Source organism: Brevibacillus sp. AY1 (genome assembly GCF_029870785.1).
In the GTDB taxonomy this organism is placed as follows: Bacteria; Bacillota; Bacilli; order Brevibacillales; family Brevibacillaceae; genus Brevibacillus; species Brevibacillus invocatus.
The window spans coordinates 1-19914 of sequence record NZ_JAFLPN010000027.1 but is presented as its reverse complement, the minus strand read 5'-3'; the positions used below and the strand labels follow the sequence as shown (position 1 = coordinate 19914).

At 54.7% G+C, this 19914-nt stretch carries 20 protein-coding genes, 1 pseudogene and 1 riboswitch; all 21 genes and pseudogenes read right to left on the bottom strand.

The genetic code is table 11. The features are described from left to right. Positions 1-30: 30 nt before the first annotated feature. On the bottom strand, positions 31-804 hold the full coding sequence (gene cobA, locus JZI27_RS18410) for a uroporphyrinogen-III C-methyltransferase (RefSeq protein WP_280208602.1): 774 nt from the start codon (positions 802-804) through the stop codon (positions 31-33). After that, on the bottom strand, positions 801-1850 hold the full coding sequence (gene cobT / locus JZI27_RS18405; RefSeq protein ID WP_280208600.1) for a nicotinate-nucleotide--dimethylbenzimidazole phosphoribosyltransferase: 1050 nt from the start codon (positions 1848-1850) through the stop codon (positions 801-803). The genes cobA and cobT overlap by 4 nt, the downstream gene beginning before the upstream one ends. Next, positions 1847-3367 carry a cobyric acid synthase gene (locus JZI27_RS18400; protein ID WP_280208598.1) on the bottom strand — a complete coding sequence of 507 codons (1521 nt, stop codon included), beginning with the start codon at positions 3365-3367 and terminating at the stop codon, positions 1847-1849. The genes cobT and JZI27_RS18400 overlap by 4 nt, the downstream gene beginning before the upstream one ends. Further along, a complete protein-coding gene (locus tag JZI27_RS18395; RefSeq protein ID WP_280208597.1) occupies positions 3360-4748 on the bottom strand; it encodes a cobyrinic acid a,c-diamide synthase CobB in 1389 nt (462 codons plus the stop codon). Before JZI27_RS18395 ends, JZI27_RS18400 begins: the two co-directional genes overlap by 8 nt. After that, on the bottom strand, positions 4745-5887 hold the full coding sequence (locus JZI27_RS18390) for a cobalt-precorrin 5A hydrolase (protein ID WP_251244955.1): 1143 nt from the start codon (positions 5885-5887) through the stop codon (positions 4745-4747). Before JZI27_RS18390 ends, JZI27_RS18395 begins: the two co-directional genes overlap by 4 nt. Further along, complete coding sequence (cobM, locus tag JZI27_RS18385) at positions 5884-6666, bottom strand: precorrin-4 C(11)-methyltransferase (RefSeq protein WP_122910785.1); 783 nt, start codon at positions 6664-6666, stop codon at positions 5884-5886. The genes JZI27_RS18390 and cobM overlap by 4 nt, the downstream gene beginning before the upstream one ends. Continuing rightward, positions 6663-7379 (bottom strand): precorrin-2 C(20)-methyltransferase, encoded by a 717-nt coding sequence (cobI, locus tag JZI27_RS18380; protein WP_122910786.1) that lies wholly within the window; start codon positions 7377-7379, stop codon positions 6663-6665. The genes cobM and cobI overlap by 4 nt, the downstream gene beginning before the upstream one ends. Next, positions 7372-8604, bottom strand: a complete 1233-nt coding sequence (cbiE, locus tag JZI27_RS18375; RefSeq protein ID WP_280208594.1) for a precorrin-6y C5,15-methyltransferase (decarboxylating) subunit CbiE — start codon at positions 8602-8604, stop codon at positions 7372-7374. Before cbiE ends, cobI begins: the two co-directional genes overlap by 8 nt. Then, positions 8567-9703 carry a cobalt-precorrin-5B (C(1))-methyltransferase gene (locus tag JZI27_RS18370; RefSeq protein ID WP_280208592.1) on the bottom strand — a complete coding sequence of 379 codons (1137 nt, stop codon included), beginning with the start codon at positions 9701-9703 and terminating at the stop codon, positions 8567-8569. The genes cbiE and JZI27_RS18370 overlap by 38 nt, the downstream gene beginning before the upstream one ends. A gap of 2 nt (positions 9704-9705) precedes the next feature. Next, on the bottom strand, positions 9706-10356 hold the full coding sequence (locus JZI27_RS18365) for a precorrin-8X methylmutase (RefSeq protein WP_122910789.1): 651 nt from the start codon (positions 10354-10356) through the stop codon (positions 9706-9708). After that, the gene (gene cobK, locus JZI27_RS18360; RefSeq protein ID WP_251244957.1) at positions 10356-11132 is read right to left on the bottom strand and encodes a precorrin-6A reductase; all 777 of its coding nucleotides are present in this window, start codon (positions 11130-11132) and stop codon (positions 10356-10358) included. The genes JZI27_RS18365 and cobK overlap by 1 nt, the downstream gene beginning before the upstream one ends. A gap of 12 nt (positions 11133-11144) precedes the next feature. Continuing rightward, entirely contained in the window at positions 11145-12110 is a 966-nt protein-coding gene (locus JZI27_RS18355; RefSeq protein WP_280208590.1) for a sirohydrochlorin chelatase, read from the bottom strand. Positions 12111-12132: 22 nt separating this feature from the next. Continuing rightward, entirely contained in the window at positions 12133-13881 is a 1749-nt protein-coding gene (gene cobJ / locus JZI27_RS18350) for a precorrin-3B C(17)-methyltransferase (protein WP_280208588.1), read from the bottom strand. A gap of 41 nt (positions 13882-13922) precedes the next feature. Then, positions 13923-14882 (bottom strand): adenosylcobinamide-phosphate synthase CbiB, encoded by a 960-nt coding sequence (gene cbiB / locus JZI27_RS18345; protein WP_251244960.1) that lies wholly within the window; start codon positions 14880-14882, stop codon positions 13923-13925. After that, on the bottom strand, positions 14875-15504 hold the full coding sequence (locus tag JZI27_RS18340; protein ID WP_280208587.1) for a histidine phosphatase family protein: 630 nt from the start codon (positions 15502-15504) through the stop codon (positions 14875-14877). The genes cbiB and JZI27_RS18340 overlap by 8 nt, the downstream gene beginning before the upstream one ends. A 20-nt stretch (positions 15505-15524) precedes the next feature. Beyond that, on the bottom strand, positions 15525-16268 hold the full coding sequence (gene cobS / locus JZI27_RS18335; protein ID WP_280208586.1) for an adenosylcobinamide-GDP ribazoletransferase: 744 nt from the start codon (positions 16266-16268) through the stop codon (positions 15525-15527). Next, positions 16265-16804, bottom strand: a complete 540-nt coding sequence (gene cobU, locus JZI27_RS18330; RefSeq protein ID WP_280208585.1) for a bifunctional adenosylcobinamide kinase/adenosylcobinamide-phosphate guanylyltransferase — start codon at positions 16802-16804, stop codon at positions 16265-16267. The genes cobS and cobU overlap by 4 nt, the downstream gene beginning before the upstream one ends. Then, entirely contained in the window at positions 16801-17907 is a 1107-nt protein-coding gene (cobD, locus tag JZI27_RS18325) for a threonine-phosphate decarboxylase CobD (RefSeq protein ID WP_280208584.1), read from the bottom strand. The genes cobU and cobD overlap by 4 nt, the downstream gene beginning before the upstream one ends. Next, positions 17907-18455 carry a cob(I)yrinic acid a,c-diamide adenosyltransferase gene (gene cobO / locus JZI27_RS18320; RefSeq protein WP_280208583.1) on the bottom strand — a complete coding sequence of 183 codons (549 nt, stop codon included), beginning with the start codon at positions 18453-18455 and terminating at the stop codon, positions 17907-17909. Before cobO ends, cobD begins: the two co-directional genes overlap by 1 nt. Positions 18456-18570: 115 nt before the next feature. Further along, positions 18571-18782, bottom strand: a riboswitch (cobalamin riboswitch). Between the two features lie 218 nt (positions 18783-19000). Next, positions 19001-19327 (bottom strand): DUF4406 domain-containing protein, encoded by a 327-nt coding sequence (locus JZI27_RS18315; protein ID WP_251244966.1) that lies wholly within the window; start codon positions 19325-19327, stop codon positions 19001-19003. Between the two features lie 336 nt (positions 19328-19663). Further along, positions 19664-19914, bottom strand: a pseudogene (locus JZI27_RS18310) (hypothetical protein); the annotation flags it as partial.

Here is a 19914-nt window from a genome sequence, read left to right as displayed (position 1 = left end):
TGTACTGGATACGCTCTGATTCAGAACGATTTACGCTTTTACCTGTGTGGATTCAAACCATTTGATCTTTTCACGCAAGCGTACCACATCGCCAACCAGAATGATCGCCGGATTGGTAATGTGCGGATTCTCGGCCAAGCGCTGTTCGATGTCCGCAAGCGTTCCCGTTACTGTCGCTTGATCAGGGAGTGTTCCCCACGCGATTACCGCTACAGGGGTATGGCGATCTTTCCCGTGCGCGATCAGCTGCGCGCGAATCATCGGCAGATTGCCGATGCCCATGTAAAAAGCCACCGTATCGATTCCTTGCGCCAGTGCGCGCCACTTCTCCACCGCCAGCTCCGGCTTCTCCTCGCGCAGATGTCCGGTCACCACCGCAAAGGAAGAGCCGTAATCCCGATGTGTGACAGGAATTCCGGCATAGGCAGGAGCAGCGATGCCTGCTGTCACGCCGGGAACGATCTCATATTCGATCCCGCAGTCGACCAGGTGCTCCGCTTCCTCTCCGACTCGACCGAATACACTGGGATCGCCGCCTTTGAGCCGTACGACCGTATGACCTTCCAGCGCCTTTTCCGCCAATAGTTGATTGATGGCTTCCTGCTTCATCGTATGATGGTCGGGAAGCTTTCCGCAGTAGATCCGTTCCGCGTGCGGCGGCGCATATTCCAGCAGTGCCGGATTCGCCAGACGGTCGTAGACGACGACATCTGCCTTCTGCAGGCATTCCATCCCTTTGACCGTGATGAGCTTCGGGTCGCCGGGCCCTGCACCAACCAGGTATACCTTTCCTTTTTGGCTCATTTATCGCTCACGCCAGCCGATGCGAAGGTGGCCATCTCGTTCACCATCCGGCTCGCTGCCTCCAAAACAGGATAGGCGACTGCAGCGCCAGTTCCTTCACCCAGTCGCAGCTGCAAATCCAGCAGCGGCTCCTTGCCAAGTGCTTTCAGAACGTAAGCATGTCCAGGCTCCTGTGAACGATGACCTGCGATCAGAAAATCAGCCACATTCGGGCAGAGGCGTACCGCCAATAGTGCTGCTACAGTAGCGATGAAGCCATCCAGCAAGACAGGAACACGTCTTGCGGCTGCGCCGATGATGGCACCTGCCATCGCCCCGATCTCCAAGCCGCCTACCTTGGCCAATACGTCAATCGGCTGTGCTGCTTCAGGTCGATGCAAGGAAATCGCTTGTCGGACAGCTTCCTTTTTCCGCTCCCAGCCAGCATCGTCCAGACCTGTACCGCGCCCGACGATCTCATCCGGATCAGCTCCGGTCAGTGCAGCCAGAATCGCACTGCTTGCGGTCGTGTTGGCAATCCCGACCTCACCGACGATCAGCACCTTGGCACCTGCATCGAAGATTTCCCACGCGGAATCGATACCGATCTGGATCGAGCACTCTGCTTCGTCATGGGTCATCGCAGGCTCGCGCAGCATATTGCCCGTACCGGCCTTGATGCGGCGATTGATGACGCCAGGAGCATCCACTTCCGTCGCCACTCCGACATCCACAATACGCTGCAAAGCGCCGATCTGGCGTGCAAATACGTTGATTCCCGCTCCCCCATTCGCCATGTTCGCTACCATCTGCACCGTTACTTCCTGCGGATAAGCAGATACACCCTCGACGGCTATGCCGTGATCAGCGGCAAACACGATCACACCTGGGGGCGTAACGACTGGAGAGCTTTCACCTGTGATCGCCGCCAGTTCTACAGCCAGCTCCTCCAAGCGTCCCAGACTGCCGAGTGGCTTCGTCAGTTGATCTACGTGCAGTCTTGTCTGTTCCGCTGCTTCGTGGTTGCGAGCTTCGATTGTATGTAAGAGCTCTTGTAGTTTTATCATCGTTTACGCACCTCGTTTTGCTCGAATTCCTTCATTCTTTCCTCGATCACATCGAGCCGGACATGGCGTCTGACCGTGTCGGCAAGCAAGTCGTAGCCCTGTTCGCGCAGCGCTACAAAAGACGGGCGTTCGTCAAGCGGAGCCAGTCCTTTGTCCGCTCGAAGCTTGTTCAACAGCAAAGTTCGGAAACCATCATTGTGAAACAGCCCGTGAAAATAGGTTCCGATCCGCTTTTGCTCCTCCTGGCAGTAGCCGTCCATGCCGTTTCGCAACTGGATAAAAGCTGCGTCGTTTTGATCAAAGACGGATTGACCCATATGGATTTCATAGCCTTCCAGCTCGAGCTCTTGACCTGCAAAGCGGGCTATGCCTTTAGATAGGACGGTTGTCTTTCGCTGTTCCATCGTCGTCACCATCGGGATCAGGCCCAAGCCTTTCATCGATTGCAGCGGCGACTCCACGCCTGCGGGGTCGTGGATCCACTCACCGAGCATTTGATAGCCGCCACAGATTCCGATGAGGGTACAGCCCCGCTCGCGATGCACGCGCTCGATACTGGCCGCAAGCCCCGTCTCACGTATAAATTGCATGTCTTCTATTGTGTTTTTACTCCCGGGAAGAACAATCAAATCCGGCTCACCCAGCTCCTCCTCCCGCGACACAAAGCGCACGCGGCAATCCGGCTCGACAAAGAACGGGTCCACGTCCGTAAAATTGGAGATGCGTGGATAGCGAATGACAGCGATATCCAAATCCCGAGGAGTCTCCCGCTGTCCCTGATAGCGATGCAGAATCAGCGAATCCTCCGCATCGATCCACAGATCAGGAATGAACGGCACCACCCCTAGTACCGGAACCCCTGTATACGACTCGAACCATTCCAGCCCCGGCTGAAGTAGGCTGAGATCGCCGCGGAAACGGTTGATGATCACCCCGATGACCCGCTCCCGATCCTGTGGCTCCAGCAGCTGCAGGGTACCGACGAGACTGGCAAAGACCCCACCTCGCTCGATATCTGCGACCAGGATGACCGGTGCATTCGCGAGGCGCGCGACCCGCATGTTAACCAGCTCACGGTCATTCAGATTCACCTCGGCAGGACTGCCAGCTCCTTCAATGACGATCCGCTCGCAGGATGTTGCCAGTCTATCGAAGGATTCCTGAATGATCCGCAAGCCTTCGTCATAAAAATCCGTCCGGTAGGCCATCGCCTTCATATTGCCGTACGGCTCGCCGTTTACCACGATCTGCGACTCGGCATCCCGCGTCGGCTTGATCAGGATCGGATTCATGTCTGTCGTCGCGATGATCCCTGCCGCCTCTGCCTGAACCCCCTGCGCTCGGCCAATCTCTTTGCCATCGAGAGTCACGTAGGAATTGAGCGCCATGTTTTGCGACTTGAACGGGGCTGTCTTGTAGCCATCCTGAGCAAAAATCCGGCAAAATGCTGTCGCGATGGCACTCTTCCCCGCATCCGAACTCGTTCCCTGAATCATCAGCGGAAGCGCTCTAGTCACGTCCGGCCACCTCCAGGCAGCGCGTGATCCAGCGCTCTACGAGATCCGGATCGGAGCCGAAATGCAAATGCGTATAGCCTGCGACCAGATTTCCCTGTGCGAAGCCCTCCTGCTTTGTTCCGCGCAAGCCCTTGGTTTCATAAGCGTGTGCCAGCTCCACATCTGAATCGGTAGCATAAGTGGAGTAATGGAACTCATGCCCTTTTGCCTGTTCCGCGGCTCCGATCAGGTAGTTGGTAGCTGTGCCCCGCACCTCCCGATAGCCGAGCGCTGCCAGCTTCCTTTGCATCGTCACCTTGCCTGGAATGATCCCAACCATCGGATAGCTCGTCCCATCTGTCGCCACAATCGCTTCGGTCAAATACATATAGCCGCCGCATTCTGCTAGAGTCGGGATGCCTGCGCCTGCATGAATGGCCTGTCGAAACGATTCCTGCACTTCTTTATTTTGCGAAAGCTCTGCGGCAAATTCCTCGGGAAAGCCGCCGCCGATGTACAAGCCTTCCGCTTCTTCCGGCACGCCCTCTCCAGCCAGTGGGGAGAAAAACAGAAGCCTGGCACCGTATGCTTCCAACAGCTCCAGATTTTCTGGATAGTAAAAGTGAAATGCCGGGTCTTTGGCAACCGCAATGGTGACGCGTTCTGATGCTGACTTGCGGGCAAACAGGGTTGGCGTGGCGTCAAGCGATCCTGCCTTTGCCAGCTCCCAGATCAGATCCAGATCCACGGTTTGCGTGATCATCTCTGCCAACCGACCGAACAAAGCATCCAGCTCACCGCGTTCTACGGAAGGAATCAAGCCCAGATGGCGCTCCGGTATTTCTACATCGCCCTCTCGCTTGAGGTAACCCACTACCGGAATCCCGCACTCCTGCTCGATTGCTGCCTTGACGATCTTGTGATGCCCCTCGCTGCCTACCTTGTTGGCAATGACACCGACGATCCGCACAGCAGGATTGAGCAGCTGAAAGCCTTTGACGATGGCAGCCGCACTGCGCGCCATACTTTGGCAATTGACCACGAGCAGCACCGGCGATTCAGTAAGGATGCTGATCTCTGCCGTACTCCCTTTGTCGCTGGTTGCTTCCTTGCCGTCATACATGCCCATGACACCCTCGATGATGGAGATATCCGCGTCCTTACTTCCACGGACAAAAATCTCCTTTACTACGTCATGGGTGAGCATGTAGCTATCCAGATTGCGCGAAGGTCTGCCCGTCACAGCAGTATGATAGGTCGGATCGATGTAGTCGGGGCCGCATTTGAAGCCTTGGACAGCGTAGCCCTTTTGCTTCAGAGCAGCCATCAGACCGATGGTTACGGTTGTCTTGCCCGCCCCGCTTCCCGTACCTGCGATGACCAGACGGCGACCTGCACTCATGAGCGCCCCTCCTCGTGATACGGCATAAGCCCTACCGAAATTGTGGTATTGCCCGATTTTTTCTTGGTCAGGACCAGCTTGTCGATCCCGGCATACAGTTTGGCAGCCGGTTCACTGACGCCATAAGCTCCGGTAAATTTGAAGACCGTGTCAGAAGGGTCACTGATTTCCACCTGATTCAGCTCCTCTGGGGAATACCAGACGAACGGCCAGCCGTATTTTTCGCAGACAGCGATCAGTCCGGCCTCATCCTTTTTCAGAGCAATCGTCGCCAGTGCCTTCACACTTTTGATCGAGAATTGCAGCTCGCCCAAGGTTTCCTTGATCACGGCTTCGATCTCTTCGGCTGATGTTCCTCTGTTGCAGCCCATTCCGAGCACGATAACCTTGGGGCGATAAACCACGCCGTTCTGGAGGATCGGCTGTTCCTCAGGCGTCAGCAGGCGATGAGTGACGACCAAGGCACCTTGCGGCTCAGCAGCCAGAGCTTCCATGATCGTCGGGTACTCCTTGATGGAGGGAGGCATCGGTGTGTCGTGCATCCACCAGTCTCGCTCCCCGGATTCGTTGACCACAGCTACCCGCTCTTCATTCACCACCGAGGCGCTTACCGGGGTCAGCTTTTCATCAGAATCCCATTCCCAGCCAAAACGACGGCCGAACAAGTCCACCGGAATCGTCTTCTGCACATCGGAAGCTGTCGTGATGATCGGACGTGCCCCCATCACAGCCGCTACCTCATGGGTCAGTTCGTTCGCTCCGCCGAGATGTCCGGACAGAACGCTGATCACATTTTCTCCGCGATCATCGATGACGACGATCCCTGGATCTTTCTTTTTATCCTCCAGCAATGGCGCAATCATCCGTACGACAGCACCCAAGGAAATAATGATGATCAATCCCTTGTACACAGGCCAGACGGCAGGAAACAGCAGCCGCACGCTTCCCGAGAAAAGCTGGATGCCTCGCGCCTCTTCGTCGCCACGCTCAAATTTGCGCATGTAGTACAGATCCGTACCGGGGAATTTCAGAGCCAGATCACGCGCCATCTCTACACCGTGCTTGGTGATTGCGATCAGGGCGTATTCACCACGCTGCTCGATTTTCGGGATTTCTCCCTCCTTGAGTTCGATGATCATCCTTCTTTCACACCTTTTCTGTACCCGTGCGTGAAGGTTTTGTCGTACAGCTTGGAGCGGTATTGCTCGCTTTTTTCATGGATGTCGGGGTCCAACGCCCAGCCAGCCAGAATCATCGCGTGCTTGCGAATACCGTTCTTGCCCATATCCTCATCCAGATGCTCCAGCGTCGTGCGGATGATGAGCTGATCCGGCCAGCTCGCCCTCTGTACGACCGCAACCGGTGTGTCCTCGCGCCAGCCAGCCTCGATCAGCTCCCGAACCACTTTTTTCGTCAAAGTCGCACTCAGATACAACGCCAGCGTGCAGTGATGCTCAGCCAGCGCACGCAGCTTTTCTCGTTCCGGTACGGGTGTGCGCCCCTCTGCACGTGTCAGGATCAGCGTCTGGGTCAGCTCCGGGATTGTCAGCTCGGCACCCACAGCAGCAGCAGCAGCAAAGACAGAGCTGACTCCGGGCACGATCTCCACCTCGACGCCTTCTGCTTTAAGTAAAGCGATCTGCTCCATGATCGCCCCATATACGGAAGGATCACCCGTGTGCAGACGAACGACGGTTTTTCCTGCACGAAGATGAGTCAGCATCAGTTCGACCATCTCTTCCAGGGCCATGCCAGAGCTTTGCAGCACCTCTGCTTCCGGATTGCCCATCGCTACCAGGTCTTCGTTAACCAGCGAATCTGTATACAGAATCACATCTGCCTTTTGCAGCAGCTTCAAGCCTTTGACCGTGATCAGATCGGGGTCTCCAGGACCCGCTCCTACGATGTACAGCTTCATCCCTTTTTCACCACCATCAACGTAAGATAACCTAGCTCCGCGCGTTCCAGCTCACGCATGTCCGTCCATACCATTTCTTCCGAAGATGTGACCTTGGTCGCCACAGCAGCTTTGTCTGCTAGTCCCATCTCCTTCAACAAGTCGATGATCATCGGCAGGACCTTGGCGACTTTGAGGAAGACGACAGTGTCATGTCCTGTGATCGCCTGACGCATCGCTTCCCGATCCTCCGTAGCCGGGATGATGCCAATCTGCTCGTCACCGTCAGCCAAGGGCAGATTAAAGCGGGCCGCAGCGCCGAGGAAGGAGGACACGCCTGGAATCGTCACAATCGGCACCTCAGGATGGGCAGTCTGCATGCCGCGCATCATATGGATAAACGTGCTGTAAAAGAGCGGATCGCCCTCTGTGACGAAAGCGACATCCTTGCCTTGGGAAAGTCTGTCCCAAACGATTTCCACCGTATTGGTCCACTCACGCTCCAAAATCTCCTGATCGCGCGTCATCGGAAAGACTAAGCCAAGCATTTCCTTGTCCGATGCAGGCTTGACGTACAGCTCTGCGATCTGGTGGGCGTAGCTTTTGCTGCCCATCCGTTTTTTCGGGTAGGCGATGACTGGTGATTGCTGGAGCAGGCGAAATGCCTTGACCGTAATCAGCTCCGGATCGCCAGGACCTACTCCCAGTCCGTAAAGGGTTCCGATCTTACTCATCTGTCTTGCCTCCTTCTGTCGTTGCCTGTTTGGCCCATGCGGTAATGATGTAGATCGGATTGAGTGCTTCGAATCGAGTCAGCGACAGAATCGGCTTGCTGCGCGACAGCTGCGCCAGTGTGACAGAGGTTTCAAACCCTTCGTCGGCAAAAGCCTGTGTCGCTTCGTACAACGTCTCAATCGTAGCGGCGTTGACGACTATCCGTCCCCCCTCGCGTAGCCGGGTGCAGCAGAGATGGAGCAGCTCTCGTAATTCACCGCCGCTTCCTCCGATAAAGACGGCATCCGGGTCGGGAAATGCCTCCAAGCCTTGAGGAGCCCGCGCGTGAACCACAGTCAGATCCGTGCGAAACTTTGCCATGTTCTGGTGGCAATTCTCCAGATCATCTGCATTTTTTTCCACGCCGTACACTTCACCGTCACGGGCAATCCGCGCCGCTTCGATGGCGACAGAGCCTGTGCAGGTGCCGATGTCCCATACGATGCTCCTCGGATGCAATTGCAGCTGGGCGATGCTCAGGATACGCACTTCCCGTTTGGTGATCAGACCCTTGTCCGGCTTACGCTGGGAAAATTCTTCATCCGCGATGCCGAGCGGCCAGATTGGGCTTGTACGCTTTTTTTTCAGAATGACGACATTGAGCTCGGATGCGGCCATGTCCGTCATTTCCTCAAGTGAATACCAGCCTGTCCGTTCATCCGGACTGCCCAGATTCTCGCCCACGAAGGCATCGTATTCAGTCATACCAAAAGCGAGCAGATACTTGGCGATCGTGGCAGGCGTGTTTTCCTGATCGGTTAAAAGGGCCACCTTTTCCTTGCCGTCGATGCGCTGTGCCAAGCCCTTGATGCTGCGCCCATGCACGCTGGCAAATGTCGCGTCCTGCCAAGCCTCGCCCATTTTGGCAAAAGCAAGCTGAATCGAGCTGAGATTGGGGTAGATCTCCACATTCAGTTTCTTTGCCAGAAGGCTGCCAATCCCGTAGAAAAGCGGATCTCCCGAGGCGAGAATGACGGTCTTGCGCGTCTCAGCGGCCAGCTCCTCCACTAAGGTTTTGAGACCGCCCTTCAGCACCCTTTTCTCACCCGTATGCTCGGGGAAAAAGGACAGATGCCTCTCCCCTCCGATCAACAGCTCGCACTCGTCTATCCAAGTCCGGTACAACGGCAGCAGGCTTTGCTGTCCGTCATCCCCGATGCCGATCACTTTCATCGTCTGTGTCATTCCGTGTCACCCTTCCCAACAAGGACCCTTTCATCGTTATGATCATCGTCTCGATCTCCATTCTGCCCCTGACTTCCTTTAGTCCGGCCAGGCAGCAGTTCTCGCCCATCTTTTCAAAAAAGGCGGGCGTATCTGCCATCAGATCCCCCACCTGCGAGGCGGTGTTTGCCTCTTTGATCTGCCGGACCATCTCGGCATCTGCTCCAGCTGCTTCTGCCATCTGCGCGAGAAAGCCAAAATCGACTGGAGCGCTCTTGGAGTGAACCATCATGACGCCCTGTGCCACTTTGGAGAACTTGCCCATCATCCCGACCAGCGTCACCTTTTTCATCTGCTTGCGTTTGCACTGCTGCAGGGCAAAGCCGACGAAATCACCCATCTCGACGAAAGCCTCCTCCGACAGCTCGGGATACATCTCCATCCCGAAGGACTCCGACTTCCCTCCGGTGGACAAGACGATATGGTCACATCCCGCTTCTTTTGCCACGTTGATCGCCTGTGCCACGCTCGCCTTGTAGGCGGAGGTGGAAAACGGCACCACGATGCCGCGCGTGCCAAGAATCGAGATGCCGCCGAGGATGCCGAGTCTTCCGTTCAATGTTTTCTTGGCGATCTCCTCGCCTGCCGGAACCGAGATGACGATCTTGATGCCGCGTTCTACCTCATACTGATCGAGGATGGCTTGCGCAGTCTCGCGAATCATCTTGCGCGGAACCGGATTGATCGCCGCTTCGCCGATGGGAACAGGCAGACCGGGCTTCGTCACACGTCCCACACCCACGCCGCCGTCCAGTACAATGCCGGGTTCATCCAGCCATTCCACACGACTCAGGATCAAGGCTCCATGGGTGGCATCCGGATCGTCTCCGCCATCCTTGATGGTCCCGGCCATAGCGCTCTGCTCGTCATATTCGCAGCTGTCCATCTCAAAAGTCACGTCCTGGCCAATCGGCAATCGGATCGTCGCATGGCTTTGTCGTTCCTGGGTAATCAAAGCGATCAGGGCAGCCTTCGTCGCTGCCGTAGCACAAGAGCCTGTCGTATATCCGTGACGGAGCGGTTTGTCTTCCTTTTTTTCCTTCGCCGCCATAGCCGCCATGCTTATCCCAACCGTTCCGCCATCAGCGAGATCGCGTTGAGGGAAGCCACGGTCACTGGGCTTCCGCCTTTACGCCCGATATTGGTGATGAACGGAACATCCAGCTTGGCCAGCTCTTCCTTGGATTCTGCAGCCGACACGAAGCCAACTGGCATACCGATGATCAGGCCCGGCTTGGCTTCACCTTCCTTGACCAGACGAATCAGCTCCAGTAAAGCAGTAGGTGCATTGCCGATGCAGAAGATGCCGCCCTCCGCTTCCTTGATCGCCTTGCGCATGGAAATGATCGCACGGGTGGTGTTGAGGCGCTTCGCCTCTTCCATGACGTCACGGTCCGAGATGTATACCTTTACTTCACCACCGTATTTCTCGATCCGGTTCTTGCTGATGCCGACCTGCACCATCTGCACGTCTGCCACGACCTTTTTACCGCTGCGAATCGCTTCGATTCCTGCTTTTACGGCATCCGGGTGGAAGACGAGACTCCGGCCCAGATCAAAGTCAGCCGAGGCGTGAATGACGCGCTGTACGACCTTGAACTGCTCCTCGGAAAAAGGATGCTCCCCCAGCTCGTCCGTGATGATTTGAAAGCTCAGTTCCTCAATTTCCTGCGGTTGTACCGTCATGGGTTTAAATTCCGTGCGAAAATCCATTATGCTTCTCCTCCCGTCACCTGCTTCAATTGAGTCATGATCGGATCAAAATCGGAAAACTTCGTGCCGTAATCAATCTGCGGACGGCCGATGACAATCGTCTCGATGCCCATTTCCAACGCTGCCTCCACCTTTTCGTCAAAGGCTCCCACCTTGCCGCTCTCTTTGGTAATCATCAGGGTCACGCCGTAGTGGTCGTAGAGCGCTTTGTTCAGATCCTTGGAAAAAGGGCCCTGCATCGCAACGATGTTCTTCTGCTCAAGCCCCAGCTCTTCGCACTTTTGCATGTTGTCCAGCCGCGGCAGCATACGGGCTACCAGTGTCGTATCCGGCAGACCCAATAGGCGGTCGGTAAAGATCTTCAGCGTCTTGCTTCCGGTCGTCAGCATGATTACGCCTTTTTTATCCGCTGCCAGCTCGGCTGCCTGCACGTAATCCTCCACGACAATCAGCTTATCGGAGCCTGGAGCTGACACACTTTCCCGCTCGTAGCGAATGTAGGGAACACCGGCATCCTTTGCCGCTGCCATTGCATTTTTCGACGCTTCCTCGGCGAAGGGATGGGTCGCGTCCACGACGGCTTTCACGCCTTTTTCCACAATCAGTCTGATGAGATCAGCTGCCGTCAGTCTCCCTACCTGTACGGGGAGATTCACGTCCTCCATGCTTTTCGCTGCGCTATCCGTCACGACAGTACTCAACAGCTCATAACCCTCGTCCTTGATGCGAACCGCCAGCTCCCGGGCATCGCTCGTCCCGGCCATTACGAGAATCATCTTGCGTCCCTCCTACTTGGTCACATGCTTGTGGTCGTGATGTTTATGGTCGTGTTCGTGGTCATGGTGCTCATGGTCGTGGTCATGATCATGTTGGTGGTGGTGATCATGTTGGTGGTGGTGATGGTGGTGATGTCCATGCCCGTGCTCGTCATCGTGGTGATGGTGGTGGTCGATATGCTCCATCGCTGCCAGTCTGTACTGACAGGTGTCGCAGTTCAGCTTGACTTCACCATCCAGGGCTTCCTCTACGCGATCCTTCAATACTTCCTTTAGGAGCGGATGAAAACCGAGGTACTCCGCCAGTGTAAATTGCGCATCCGGATATTGCGCACGGAACTGCTCCAGCTGATCTGCCATGCGCTTGATCAATACCCCTGTAAACAGGAAATAGGGCAGGACCACCACATGCTTGGCTCCGAGCTTGAGGCAGCGTTCGATGCCTTCCTGATACAGCGGGAATGTGACGCCCATAAAAGCCGTTTCCACCCATTTGGCCTTCCAGCGCTCCCAGAAGAGTCGAGACATTTTGTAAATATCGCTGTTGGCATCGGCATCGCTGCTGCCGCGTCCAATCACCAGCACGGCCAAATCTTCATGCTCTTGCGCCGATGCGAAGCCCGCTTCCTCCATGCGCGTCGCCAGAATGTTCAGCACCTCCTCGTGGATGCCGATCGGACGTCCGTAGATGAATTGCACATGCGGATACAGCTCTTTGGCTTCATCGATCGCTGCCGGGATGTGGATTTTGGCATGTCCGGCTGAAAACAGAATGATCGGAATAACGGCTACGCGGGTGGCGCCTCTTTTTACACAAGCACTGAGACCCATCAGCATATCCGGGCGCTCGAACTCCAAAAAGCACGTCTCGATGATCGGCACATCCATTTCCGGTGCCAATCCATTCACAAACTGACGAATCTCTTCATTTCCCTCTGGGTCCTTACTTCCGTGACCGACGAATAGGACTGCATCCATTTTCATTCACCTTGCTTTCCTTTTAATCGCCACAAGCGGCGTTCTCGATCTCAAACTTGGCTGGTTCGCGCCAGACGTAGCCTTCCAATTCTCCTACCCTCTGAAAGAACTTGTGGAAGCGCTCATTCGGGAAGGCGTCTCTTACAAACCGCGTCACGATGCGTTCCACCAATGGCACGATCTCTTCTTTTGGAATGCCTTCTGCGACTGGAATACCCGAGTGAGCGTTTCTGCCGACTGTTTTGGCTCCCAGGAAAAGGTCAAATTTACCTTTGCGGAACACGATCCCGATGTCATCTGTCACTGCTTGATAACAAGCCATTCCACACCCGTTGAAGCCGATGCGCGTCTCTTTGGGCATGGGCTTGCCTCCCAGAAGCCGTTGCAGCTCCTCTGCGTACGGAATCCCGTCCTTTTTCTCTCCGTCGCAAAAATCGCATGCCTTTACCTGCAGGACGTCCCCTGTAGGACTTAGCATCAAGCCCGCCTCGCGCAAACGGCTGGTCACGCTCTCCGGGTCCGCCGTCGGAACGCGCAGGATCATTTGGTGGTGAGGCGTATACTCGATTTCGCCCCGCTCGCCCGCCACCTCTGCCAGGAGCATCATCTGCTGCGTCGAGATCTTTTTGTTCGCAACACCCGGACTGACTGCACACTCGAAGATCATTTCCGGTGTAAAGCTGTCTACAGGACGTGCAACTGTATGAGTGACTGCCGCAGCTTCAGTAACCACACCATTCGCTTCATTCACCAGCTGTAAGGCCTGCGTCGCCCAATCGAGCGGTGTCGGCTCCTCTGCTGAAACCACGGACTCCCGTTCTGCAACTGAAACCGCAGCTTGCTGCTCTGTCACGGTAGCAGGGGGTGCCGAACGAATGAATGGCTGCTCCTGTGCTTGTGCTGCCTGTGGAATGTCGGCATCCTTGCCCTCCGCATCAGTCGCCTCCAGTGACCACGGCTCGTTCTCCACGCGAAGTCGCTGGTGTGGCTTCAACGGCTGTTCGTCGGCAGACAAGGTGTACTTGCGCTGGTAGCCGCGCGGCGTAATCATCTTGCCATCGTAGACAAACGTAGAGGAATTCCCGATGATCACTGTCGTCAGCATGCCGATATCATGCTCCAGCATCTGTGAGAGGGTAGTGACAACGACATGCTCTCGTTCGCGGAACGCACTTTTCACAATACCTACAGGGGTATTAGGTGAACGGTATTGAAGGAGAATGCGCTGTGCCTCGACAATCTGTCGTGTGCGCCTTCCGCTGCGCGGGTTGTAAAGCGCGATGACGAAATCCGCCATCCCTGCTGCATCGATTCTCCTCGCAATCAGCTCCCAGGGGGTCAAATGGTCACTCAGACTGATCGTGCAGGCATCATGCATAATCGGAGCGCCGAGAATAGCGCCACAGGAATTGATCGCCGAAATGCCCGGGACAATTTCCAGCTCGACACCTGTTGCCTGTGTCCAGCCTTTTTCCACCAACACCTCGTAGACCAGACCCGCCATGCCGTATACGCCAGCATCTCCACTGGAAATGACCGCGACTTTTTTGCCTTCCTCTTCTGCCTGACGAACCGCTTCCCGCGCTCGGGTCACTTCCTCCGTCATTCCGGTGCTGACGATCTCCTGATGGGTAAGCAATTCACGAATCAGATCCACATAGGTGGAGTAGCCGATAATGACATCACTTTCTTCGATGGCTTCCCGCGCCCGTTTGGTGATATGTTCAAAACTGCCCGGACCAAATCCGATCACAAACAACTTGCCTTTCATACCGATGAACCTCCTCTTTTCCCCACATGCTTTCCCTGCAACTAACCCCGCAGCAATTCCACCATACCCACACAGACAAGCACACTCAAAAGCGATGCGAGATACATCAGGCGCACTGTCGTCTGCACGTCCTCTGCACGCAGCGGGCGATGCGCATCGCCCATCTTCGCCCGGTGGGAAGCAACGCCTTGATACGTGTTGAGACCTCCCAGCTGCACACCCAAGGCTCCTGCCACTGCTGCTTCCGGCAGCCCGCTGTTCGGACTCGGATGCAGGTGCGCGTCCCGCTTGATGATTCGCCAGCTTTGCCGATAATCCAGTCGGAGCAGCCAGCTTGCCGCTACTAGCAGCAATGCGGTCAAGCGAGCCGGGATATAGTTCGCCACGTCGTCGAATCGGGCAGATGCCCAGCCCAGATTCCGATACTTTTCGTTTTTGTAGCCCACCATCGAATCCAGCGTATTCGTCGCGCGGTACGCCATCGCTAGCGGGGCTCCCCCGATCGCTGCGTAGATGAGCGGAGAGACGATGGCATCGACGATATTTTCCGCCACTGTTTCCACCGCACCGCGGCAGATCTCCGGCTCGTCCAGATGCTCGGTATCTCGCCCCACTACCTTGGACAAGGAACGCCTTGCTTCAACCATATTTCCTGACAGCAGATGGCGCATGATCTCCATTCCGGCGTCTGCCAATCCCTTGGTGGCGATGGTCGTGGAGATCATCCAGGCCGATAGTGCAAAAGCCAGCCAAGGTGATACGTGCGCGGCTGCCCAAATGATCAGCCAGACCACAGCGTAGCTACCCGTCACGATCAACAGCGGGAGCAGCACTCCTGCCGCCTTTACATATTTCTCCTGCTTGACGCACCTGCGAATCAACCACTCCAGACGCGAAATCCACCATCCGATGATAACCACAGGGTGCGGCAGTTTGCGCGGATCACCTACAATACGATCAATCAAATAGGCCGTGATGATCACCCACGCCAGTTCATTCATTTGCTTCTCTCCTGCTCAGAAAATGAGGTTGCACAGTCCAGCGGTTTCCGTCCCAAACCGTCAACATGGCCTCTGCGTGCCTGAGTCCTTCTACCTGCCAAAATCGGCTTGGGTCCTGCTCCAGCCATGCCGCTTGAAACCAGCGGATCACCCCGCCGTGTGTGACAATGATCTGTGTATGCGCTCGCGGCTCATCTCTGTACGCCTGCTCCCGACTCATAAGCCATGCGTCGACGCGTTCTCCGAGCTGTCGCAAGCTTTCCCCCTGAGGAGGACTGTATTGGAGAGGATCGTCGTACCATCGAGTCGCACGTTCCTTGTCATTTGCCATCAACTCTTCGTATGTACACAGCTCCCATTCGCCAAATGAAAGCTCTCGCAGTGCTGGAACAGCCTGCACCGTACAGGGCATCTGCTCTGCCAGCAGCTCCGCCGTTTGCAGACAACGCTGCAAATCACTGGTATAGAGGTTCACGGGTTGCCGGATCACGGACTTGAGCTGCTCTGCCAATCCTTTTACCTGTCTGATTCCATGCTCATGCAGCGAGACATCGGTATGGCCCAGATATCTGCCCTGTCTATTCATAGACGTCTCCCCATGACGTACCCATAGCCATCTCATCCTTGCCCACTCCTGACGCTTTATCCGATACTTATCAGCAAGGCAATCAGCATCGCAGCCTCGCTACTCTCGATGACGGCTCCGTAGCAATCGCCGTTCAATCCCCCCAGCTTTCGTGCCACACTTCGGGCAAACCCGATTGCAAACAACAGGGACAATAAAACCGCTCCCGCTGCCTGCAAACCGCCAAGCCACCAGCAGGCACCAGCCAAAACGGCGTACGCAATCACGATGTGAACGCCCGAAAGCCCCTCGCTGATCCCTTTTCCAATCCCCTGATCTGCCGAGAGATACGGCCAGTAGCGAATCGCCAGCAGGACGTGCGTACGGGCGATCGCCGGGACGAAGACAAGCATCATGCCCCATGCTGGCTCGGTCCATTCGGACAGTGCGGCGGTTTTCAACAACAGCAGCAACAGTGCCGCCAAAACCCCCATCGCTCCGACGCGACTGTCTTTCATAATCTCCAGCATTTTTTCTTTTGTGCGACTGCTTCCAAGACCATCCGCCAAGTCCATCCAGCCGTCGAGATGAAGTCCCCCTGTGATGTACACCCAGACGATCAGGGTCCATACAGCTGCAAGCAACGGGCTAAACAGCCAAAGCCCTGCTTGATGCACACCCCACAGGATCAGACCAATCACCAGACCCACAGCTGGATACCACGCAACACTTTTTTTCCACGCTTCCTCAGAAGGCCGCAGCCAGGGAACAGGAATCCGGGTGAAAAAGGCGATGGCATGCCAAAATGCATGTAGATTCATCCTTTGATCCTCCAGGGAATTCCCGAAAAGACTGCATACACGGTATCCGCGCGGCGTGCCGTCATCTGATTAACATCCCCGAGCACGTCTGCAAACCAGCGACCCAGCTTATTCATCGCCACCCCGCCCAAGCCTACCTCGCTCGTCACGGCGATCACGGTCTGCGGTGCCGCAGCAAGCCCGTCCAGCCATGCTTTTGCCTCCTGGTAGATCTCTTGCGTAATGGCGTCATTTCGCCATTTCTCTTCGGGAACAGCCATTAGCCAATTGCTGACCCAGGTTGACAGGCAGTCGAGGAGCACGACCTCATATTCCTTCGCTGCCTGGATCGAGTGAGACAGGTACTGCGGGATTTCCACACAGCCCCACTCTGCCGGACGGCGAGCTTGATGCAGCTCAATTCGGTTTCGCATTTCCTCGTCCTTCGCTTCGCCTGTCGCGACATACAGGACCCTCTTGCCCGTCTCAGACGCCAGTTCTTCGGCAAAGCCGCTTTTGCCAGAACGTACTCCTCCAGTGACCAGGATCAGGCTCATCGGTACGTTCCCCTTTCCAGACAAGCTTCGCGTAGCGCACCCAGCAAGCGTTCGTTTTCTTCCCGTTTGCGCACGGCAATGCGGAAATCTCGCGCAGTCAACCCTGGGTACATGGCACAGCTTCGAATCAGGACGCCTTTTTTGCCGAGTACTTCCTGCAGCTCTTGCGCCGTCCACTCCTCAGAGGTGCGGACTAGCAGAAAATTCGCTTTGCCCGGCCAAACCTTCCAGTCCCATTCCTGCTGAAGAGCCGTGCTGAGGTAAGCGCGTTCCTGAGCAATCAGCTCTCGCGTCTGTCGCTCGTATTCCCATTCCTCCAGGCAAAGCTCTCCTGCCACGAGCGCCAAAGCATTGACACTCCAGCTGACCTGCTTTCCTTTCATCCGAGCGATTACCTCGGGGTGAGCGATGGCGTAGCCCAGCCTCAATCCCGGAATCGCATACATTTTGGTCATCGAGCGCATCACGATCACGCGTGGATATTTCTTCAGCTGGTCGACCAGTGTAAATGGCTTTTCTTCCTCTACAAAATCGAGAAACGCTTCGTCTACGATCAGCCAGGTATCCGTCTTTGCGGTCCATTCCGCCATTCGCTGCAGCTCTTCGGCTGTGTACAAGATGCCAGTAGGATTGTTGGGCGAGCCGATAAACACGAGATCTGCTTGCTGGAAAAGCCTGTACAGCTGTGTCTCTTCTGCTTTGTAGCCATGCTCCTCCCGGCCGTAGCAGCTGATCACCCGAGCGCCGAACTGCTCCGAAAGTTGCGCGTATTCGGAAAAGCATGGGTAGACAACACCCACTTTCTGCGGGCGCAAAGCCAAGAGCGCCAAGGCCATCGCTTCGGCAGCTCCGTTTGCAGGCAACAGCCAGTCTTCATGCAAATTCAATCGTTTGCCCAAAGCATGCCGGAAGGAACGGTGAGCTGGATCAGGGTACCGCGTCACTTCCTGCAGCTGGGTTTGCAGCGCTGAAATGACAGACTGCGGCAGCCCTAACGGATTGATGTTGGCGCTGTAATCGAGAAAGCCGTTTGCCGGAAGTCCGTATCGCTTGGCAGCCGACACCCAGTCACCGCCGTGGCCGTATTTTTCCAGAACCTCCATCAGAACTCTACCCCCAGAACGGCAGGGATGCCCTCGTCATAGTAGTGCTTGATCGGCTTCATCTCCGTCACCAGATCGGCCAGTTCGATGATCTCCTGCTTTGCGCTTCTTCCAGTAATGGCTACATGCATTTTTGCCGGACGATTTTTTAACGTCTCCAAAACATCTGCTAAAGGCAGCACGTCATCGATCGGAAACTTGTCGATGGCAAGCGCGTTGTTGATTTCGTCGAGAATGATCAAATCGTAGGTATCGTCGAGCAGTTTTTCCTTGGCGAAGCGCCACGTTTCAGCCAATGCTGCGCGATGCTCCTCAGGCGTCTTGGTCCACGTAAATCCGATCCCCTTTTGCAAAATCTCGATTCCCATACGGTCAAACATGATCTTTTCCCCGTAGGTTCTATCTGGAGACTTGATGAACTGAATCATCAGCACCTTTTTGCCCCTGCCTGTAGCACGTACAGCAAGGCCAAGTGCTGCCGTCGTTTTCCCTTTTCCATCTCCTGTATAGACCAAAAGCAATCCCCGTTTGTTAGGCTGCTGGTTCACATGAATCCCTCCTGAATTAAAAAACGCTTCGTTCTCCCTAGATACCAAAAGGAAAACAAAGCGCGGATAGCTGAAAGCCACAATCCTCACCTTTTCCTTTGACCCGAAGGAAATCAGTGCAACACGAAAACAGGCAGGTCTCCTGGCTCAAGAATCATCACCTTTCTTCTCCTTCCCACCTGGATAGGCAGTGGATGGCATGTGCCGCGAAGAAAAGCTCCTCTCATACAGTGGCGGGACCGCGTTGGCTTTTCACCAAACTTCCCTTTTAACCCTGCTCATTCGCATGGACACGAATGAACAAGGACCTGTTTGTCTATCTTATTCACTTTTTGTCTGACAAGTACTTGTTCTAATCATAGCAAATGCTGGTCGGGATTCAAGTAAAAGCTGAGGGGAAGTGCTTTGTATGGAATCTCGATGCTAGTTTTAATCACATCTAGGTTCGGATAAATACTTCAAGAGCAATTCCTTGCATCCTCAAAGTTTTTGTACTCCGATATTTTTTGAATCTTGTCCTTCTGCACATGGGTGGTTCGCGTTTTTCATCCATTGAAAACATTGGAAGGTACCTCACCGCCTGAGTAATAGCGAATTGGCTTCCCCGTTTTCTCAGCATACTCAATCTCTTTTCGCGTACTCTCGCCTATGTAGCCATCAACATCAATGACAAAAATCTCATCGGAAAGATCAATCTTTCTGAAATGAAGGTTGCCCAATAATTCGGCTTGTTCCTTCGTGATCTGGATCCCCTCGCTATGCTCAAAAAAAGCAACGCTAATGACAATATTCCCTTGAAGGGTCAGATAGGCGTTCGTCTGTTCAAATTGTTTCTTGAACTTTGTAGAACCGCATAATGTGATGATGCGCATATTCCATTCTCCTCAGTATCACTTTGTGAATGATTGCCATTAATCTCGATTTTATCCCCAAAGAAATCCTAACCATTTGGCCAACATCTGACATTTTTATTACCATAATCCCCAAATAACCAAAACTACTCGCACCTTCCCCCCTCTTGGCGTAGCTTAAAGCTATTGCATTAAACAAAGACAGCATCATGATTACAAATGCTGCTGATCGCGTTTTGTTATGACTCTTAAAAATTCCTATCAGGATAAATACAAGACAGATAAATACAAATAAAAAGTCCATGAAAAACCCCCCTCTCTTCTATAAAAGTCTCTATTGTCTCTCATACCCACCCGTCAATTTTTCCGTGCATCAAATAAATACTCTACGAGATTTTCACAGCCAGACGACATTGCATCCGCTTCCCCTTTTGCACAAGAAGTGATGACGTAGCCTTCTATCGGAAGATCATGGTTTGCAACCTCTTGCCATTCATTTCCTCGGATCACATATGTTTGCCTATCTTCTATTACATGAATCAATTTCATAAATCTGAGCCCTACGGGCTCAAGGTTTTTTGAGCATAGAAAAAGGAGTACCTCCCCAA

Bases quoted from the DNA above. Each gene is read 5' to 3' on its own strand.
- cobA (WP_280208602.1), bottom strand. From the start codon at position 804: ATGAGCCAAAAAGGAAAGGTATACCTGGTTGGTGCAGGGCCCGGCGAC.
- cobT (WP_280208600.1), bottom strand. From the start codon at position 1,850: ATGATAAAACTACAAGAGCTCTTACATACAATCGAAGCTCGCAACCAC.
- JZI27_RS18395 (WP_280208597.1), bottom strand. From the start codon at position 4,748: ATGAGTGCAGGTCGCCGTCTGGTCATCGCAGGTACGGGAAGCGGGGCG.
- JZI27_RS18390 (WP_251244955.1), bottom strand. From the start codon at position 5,887: ATGATCATCGAACTCAAGGAGGGAGAAATCCCGAAAATCGAGCAGCGT.
- cobM (WP_122910785.1), bottom strand. From the start codon at position 6,666: ATGAAGCTGTACATCGTAGGAGCGGGTCCTGGAGACCCCGATCTGATC.
- cobI (WP_122910786.1), bottom strand. From the start codon at position 7,379: ATGAGTAAGATCGGAACCCTTTACGGACTGGGAGTAGGTCCTGGCGAT.
- cbiE (WP_280208594.1), bottom strand. From the start codon at position 8,604: ATGACACAGACGATGAAAGTGATCGGCATCGGGGATGACGGACAGCAA.
- JZI27_RS18370 (WP_280208592.1), bottom strand. From the start codon at position 9,703: ATGGCGGCTATGGCGGCGAAGGAAAAAAAGGAAGACAAACCGCTCCGT.
- JZI27_RS18365 (WP_122910789.1), bottom strand. From the start codon at position 10,356: ATGGATTTTCGCACGGAATTTAAACCCATGACGGTACAACCGCAGGAA.
- cobK (WP_251244957.1), bottom strand. From the start codon at position 11,132: ATGATTCTCGTAATGGCCGGGACGAGCGATGCCCGGGAGCTGGCGGTT.
- JZI27_RS18355 (WP_280208590.1), bottom strand. From the start codon at position 12,110: ATGGATGCAGTCCTATTCGTCGGTCACGGAAGTAAGGACCCAGAGGGA.
- cobJ (WP_280208588.1), bottom strand. From the start codon at position 13,881: ATGAAAGGCAAGTTGTTTGTGATCGGATTTGGTCCGGGCAGTTTTGAA.
- cbiB (WP_251244960.1), bottom strand. From the start codon at position 14,882: ATGAATGAACTGGCGTGGGTGATCATCACGGCCTATTTGATTGATCGT.
- JZI27_RS18340 (WP_280208587.1), bottom strand. From the start codon at position 15,504: ATGAGATGGCTATGGGTACGTCATGGGGAGACGTCTATGAATAGACAG.
- cobS (WP_280208586.1), bottom strand. From the start codon at position 16,268: ATGAATCTACATGCATTTTGGCATGCCATCGCCTTTTTCACCCGGATT.
- cobU (WP_280208585.1), bottom strand. From the start codon at position 16,804: ATGAGCCTGATCCTGGTCACTGGAGGAGTACGTTCTGGCAAAAGCGGC.
- cobD (WP_280208584.1), bottom strand. From the start codon at position 17,907: ATGGAGGTTCTGGAAAAATACGGCCACGGCGGTGACTGGGTGTCGGCT.
- JZI27_RS18315 (WP_251244966.1), bottom strand. From the start codon at position 19,327: ATGCGCATCATCACATTATGCGGTTCTACAAAGTTCAAGAAACAATTT.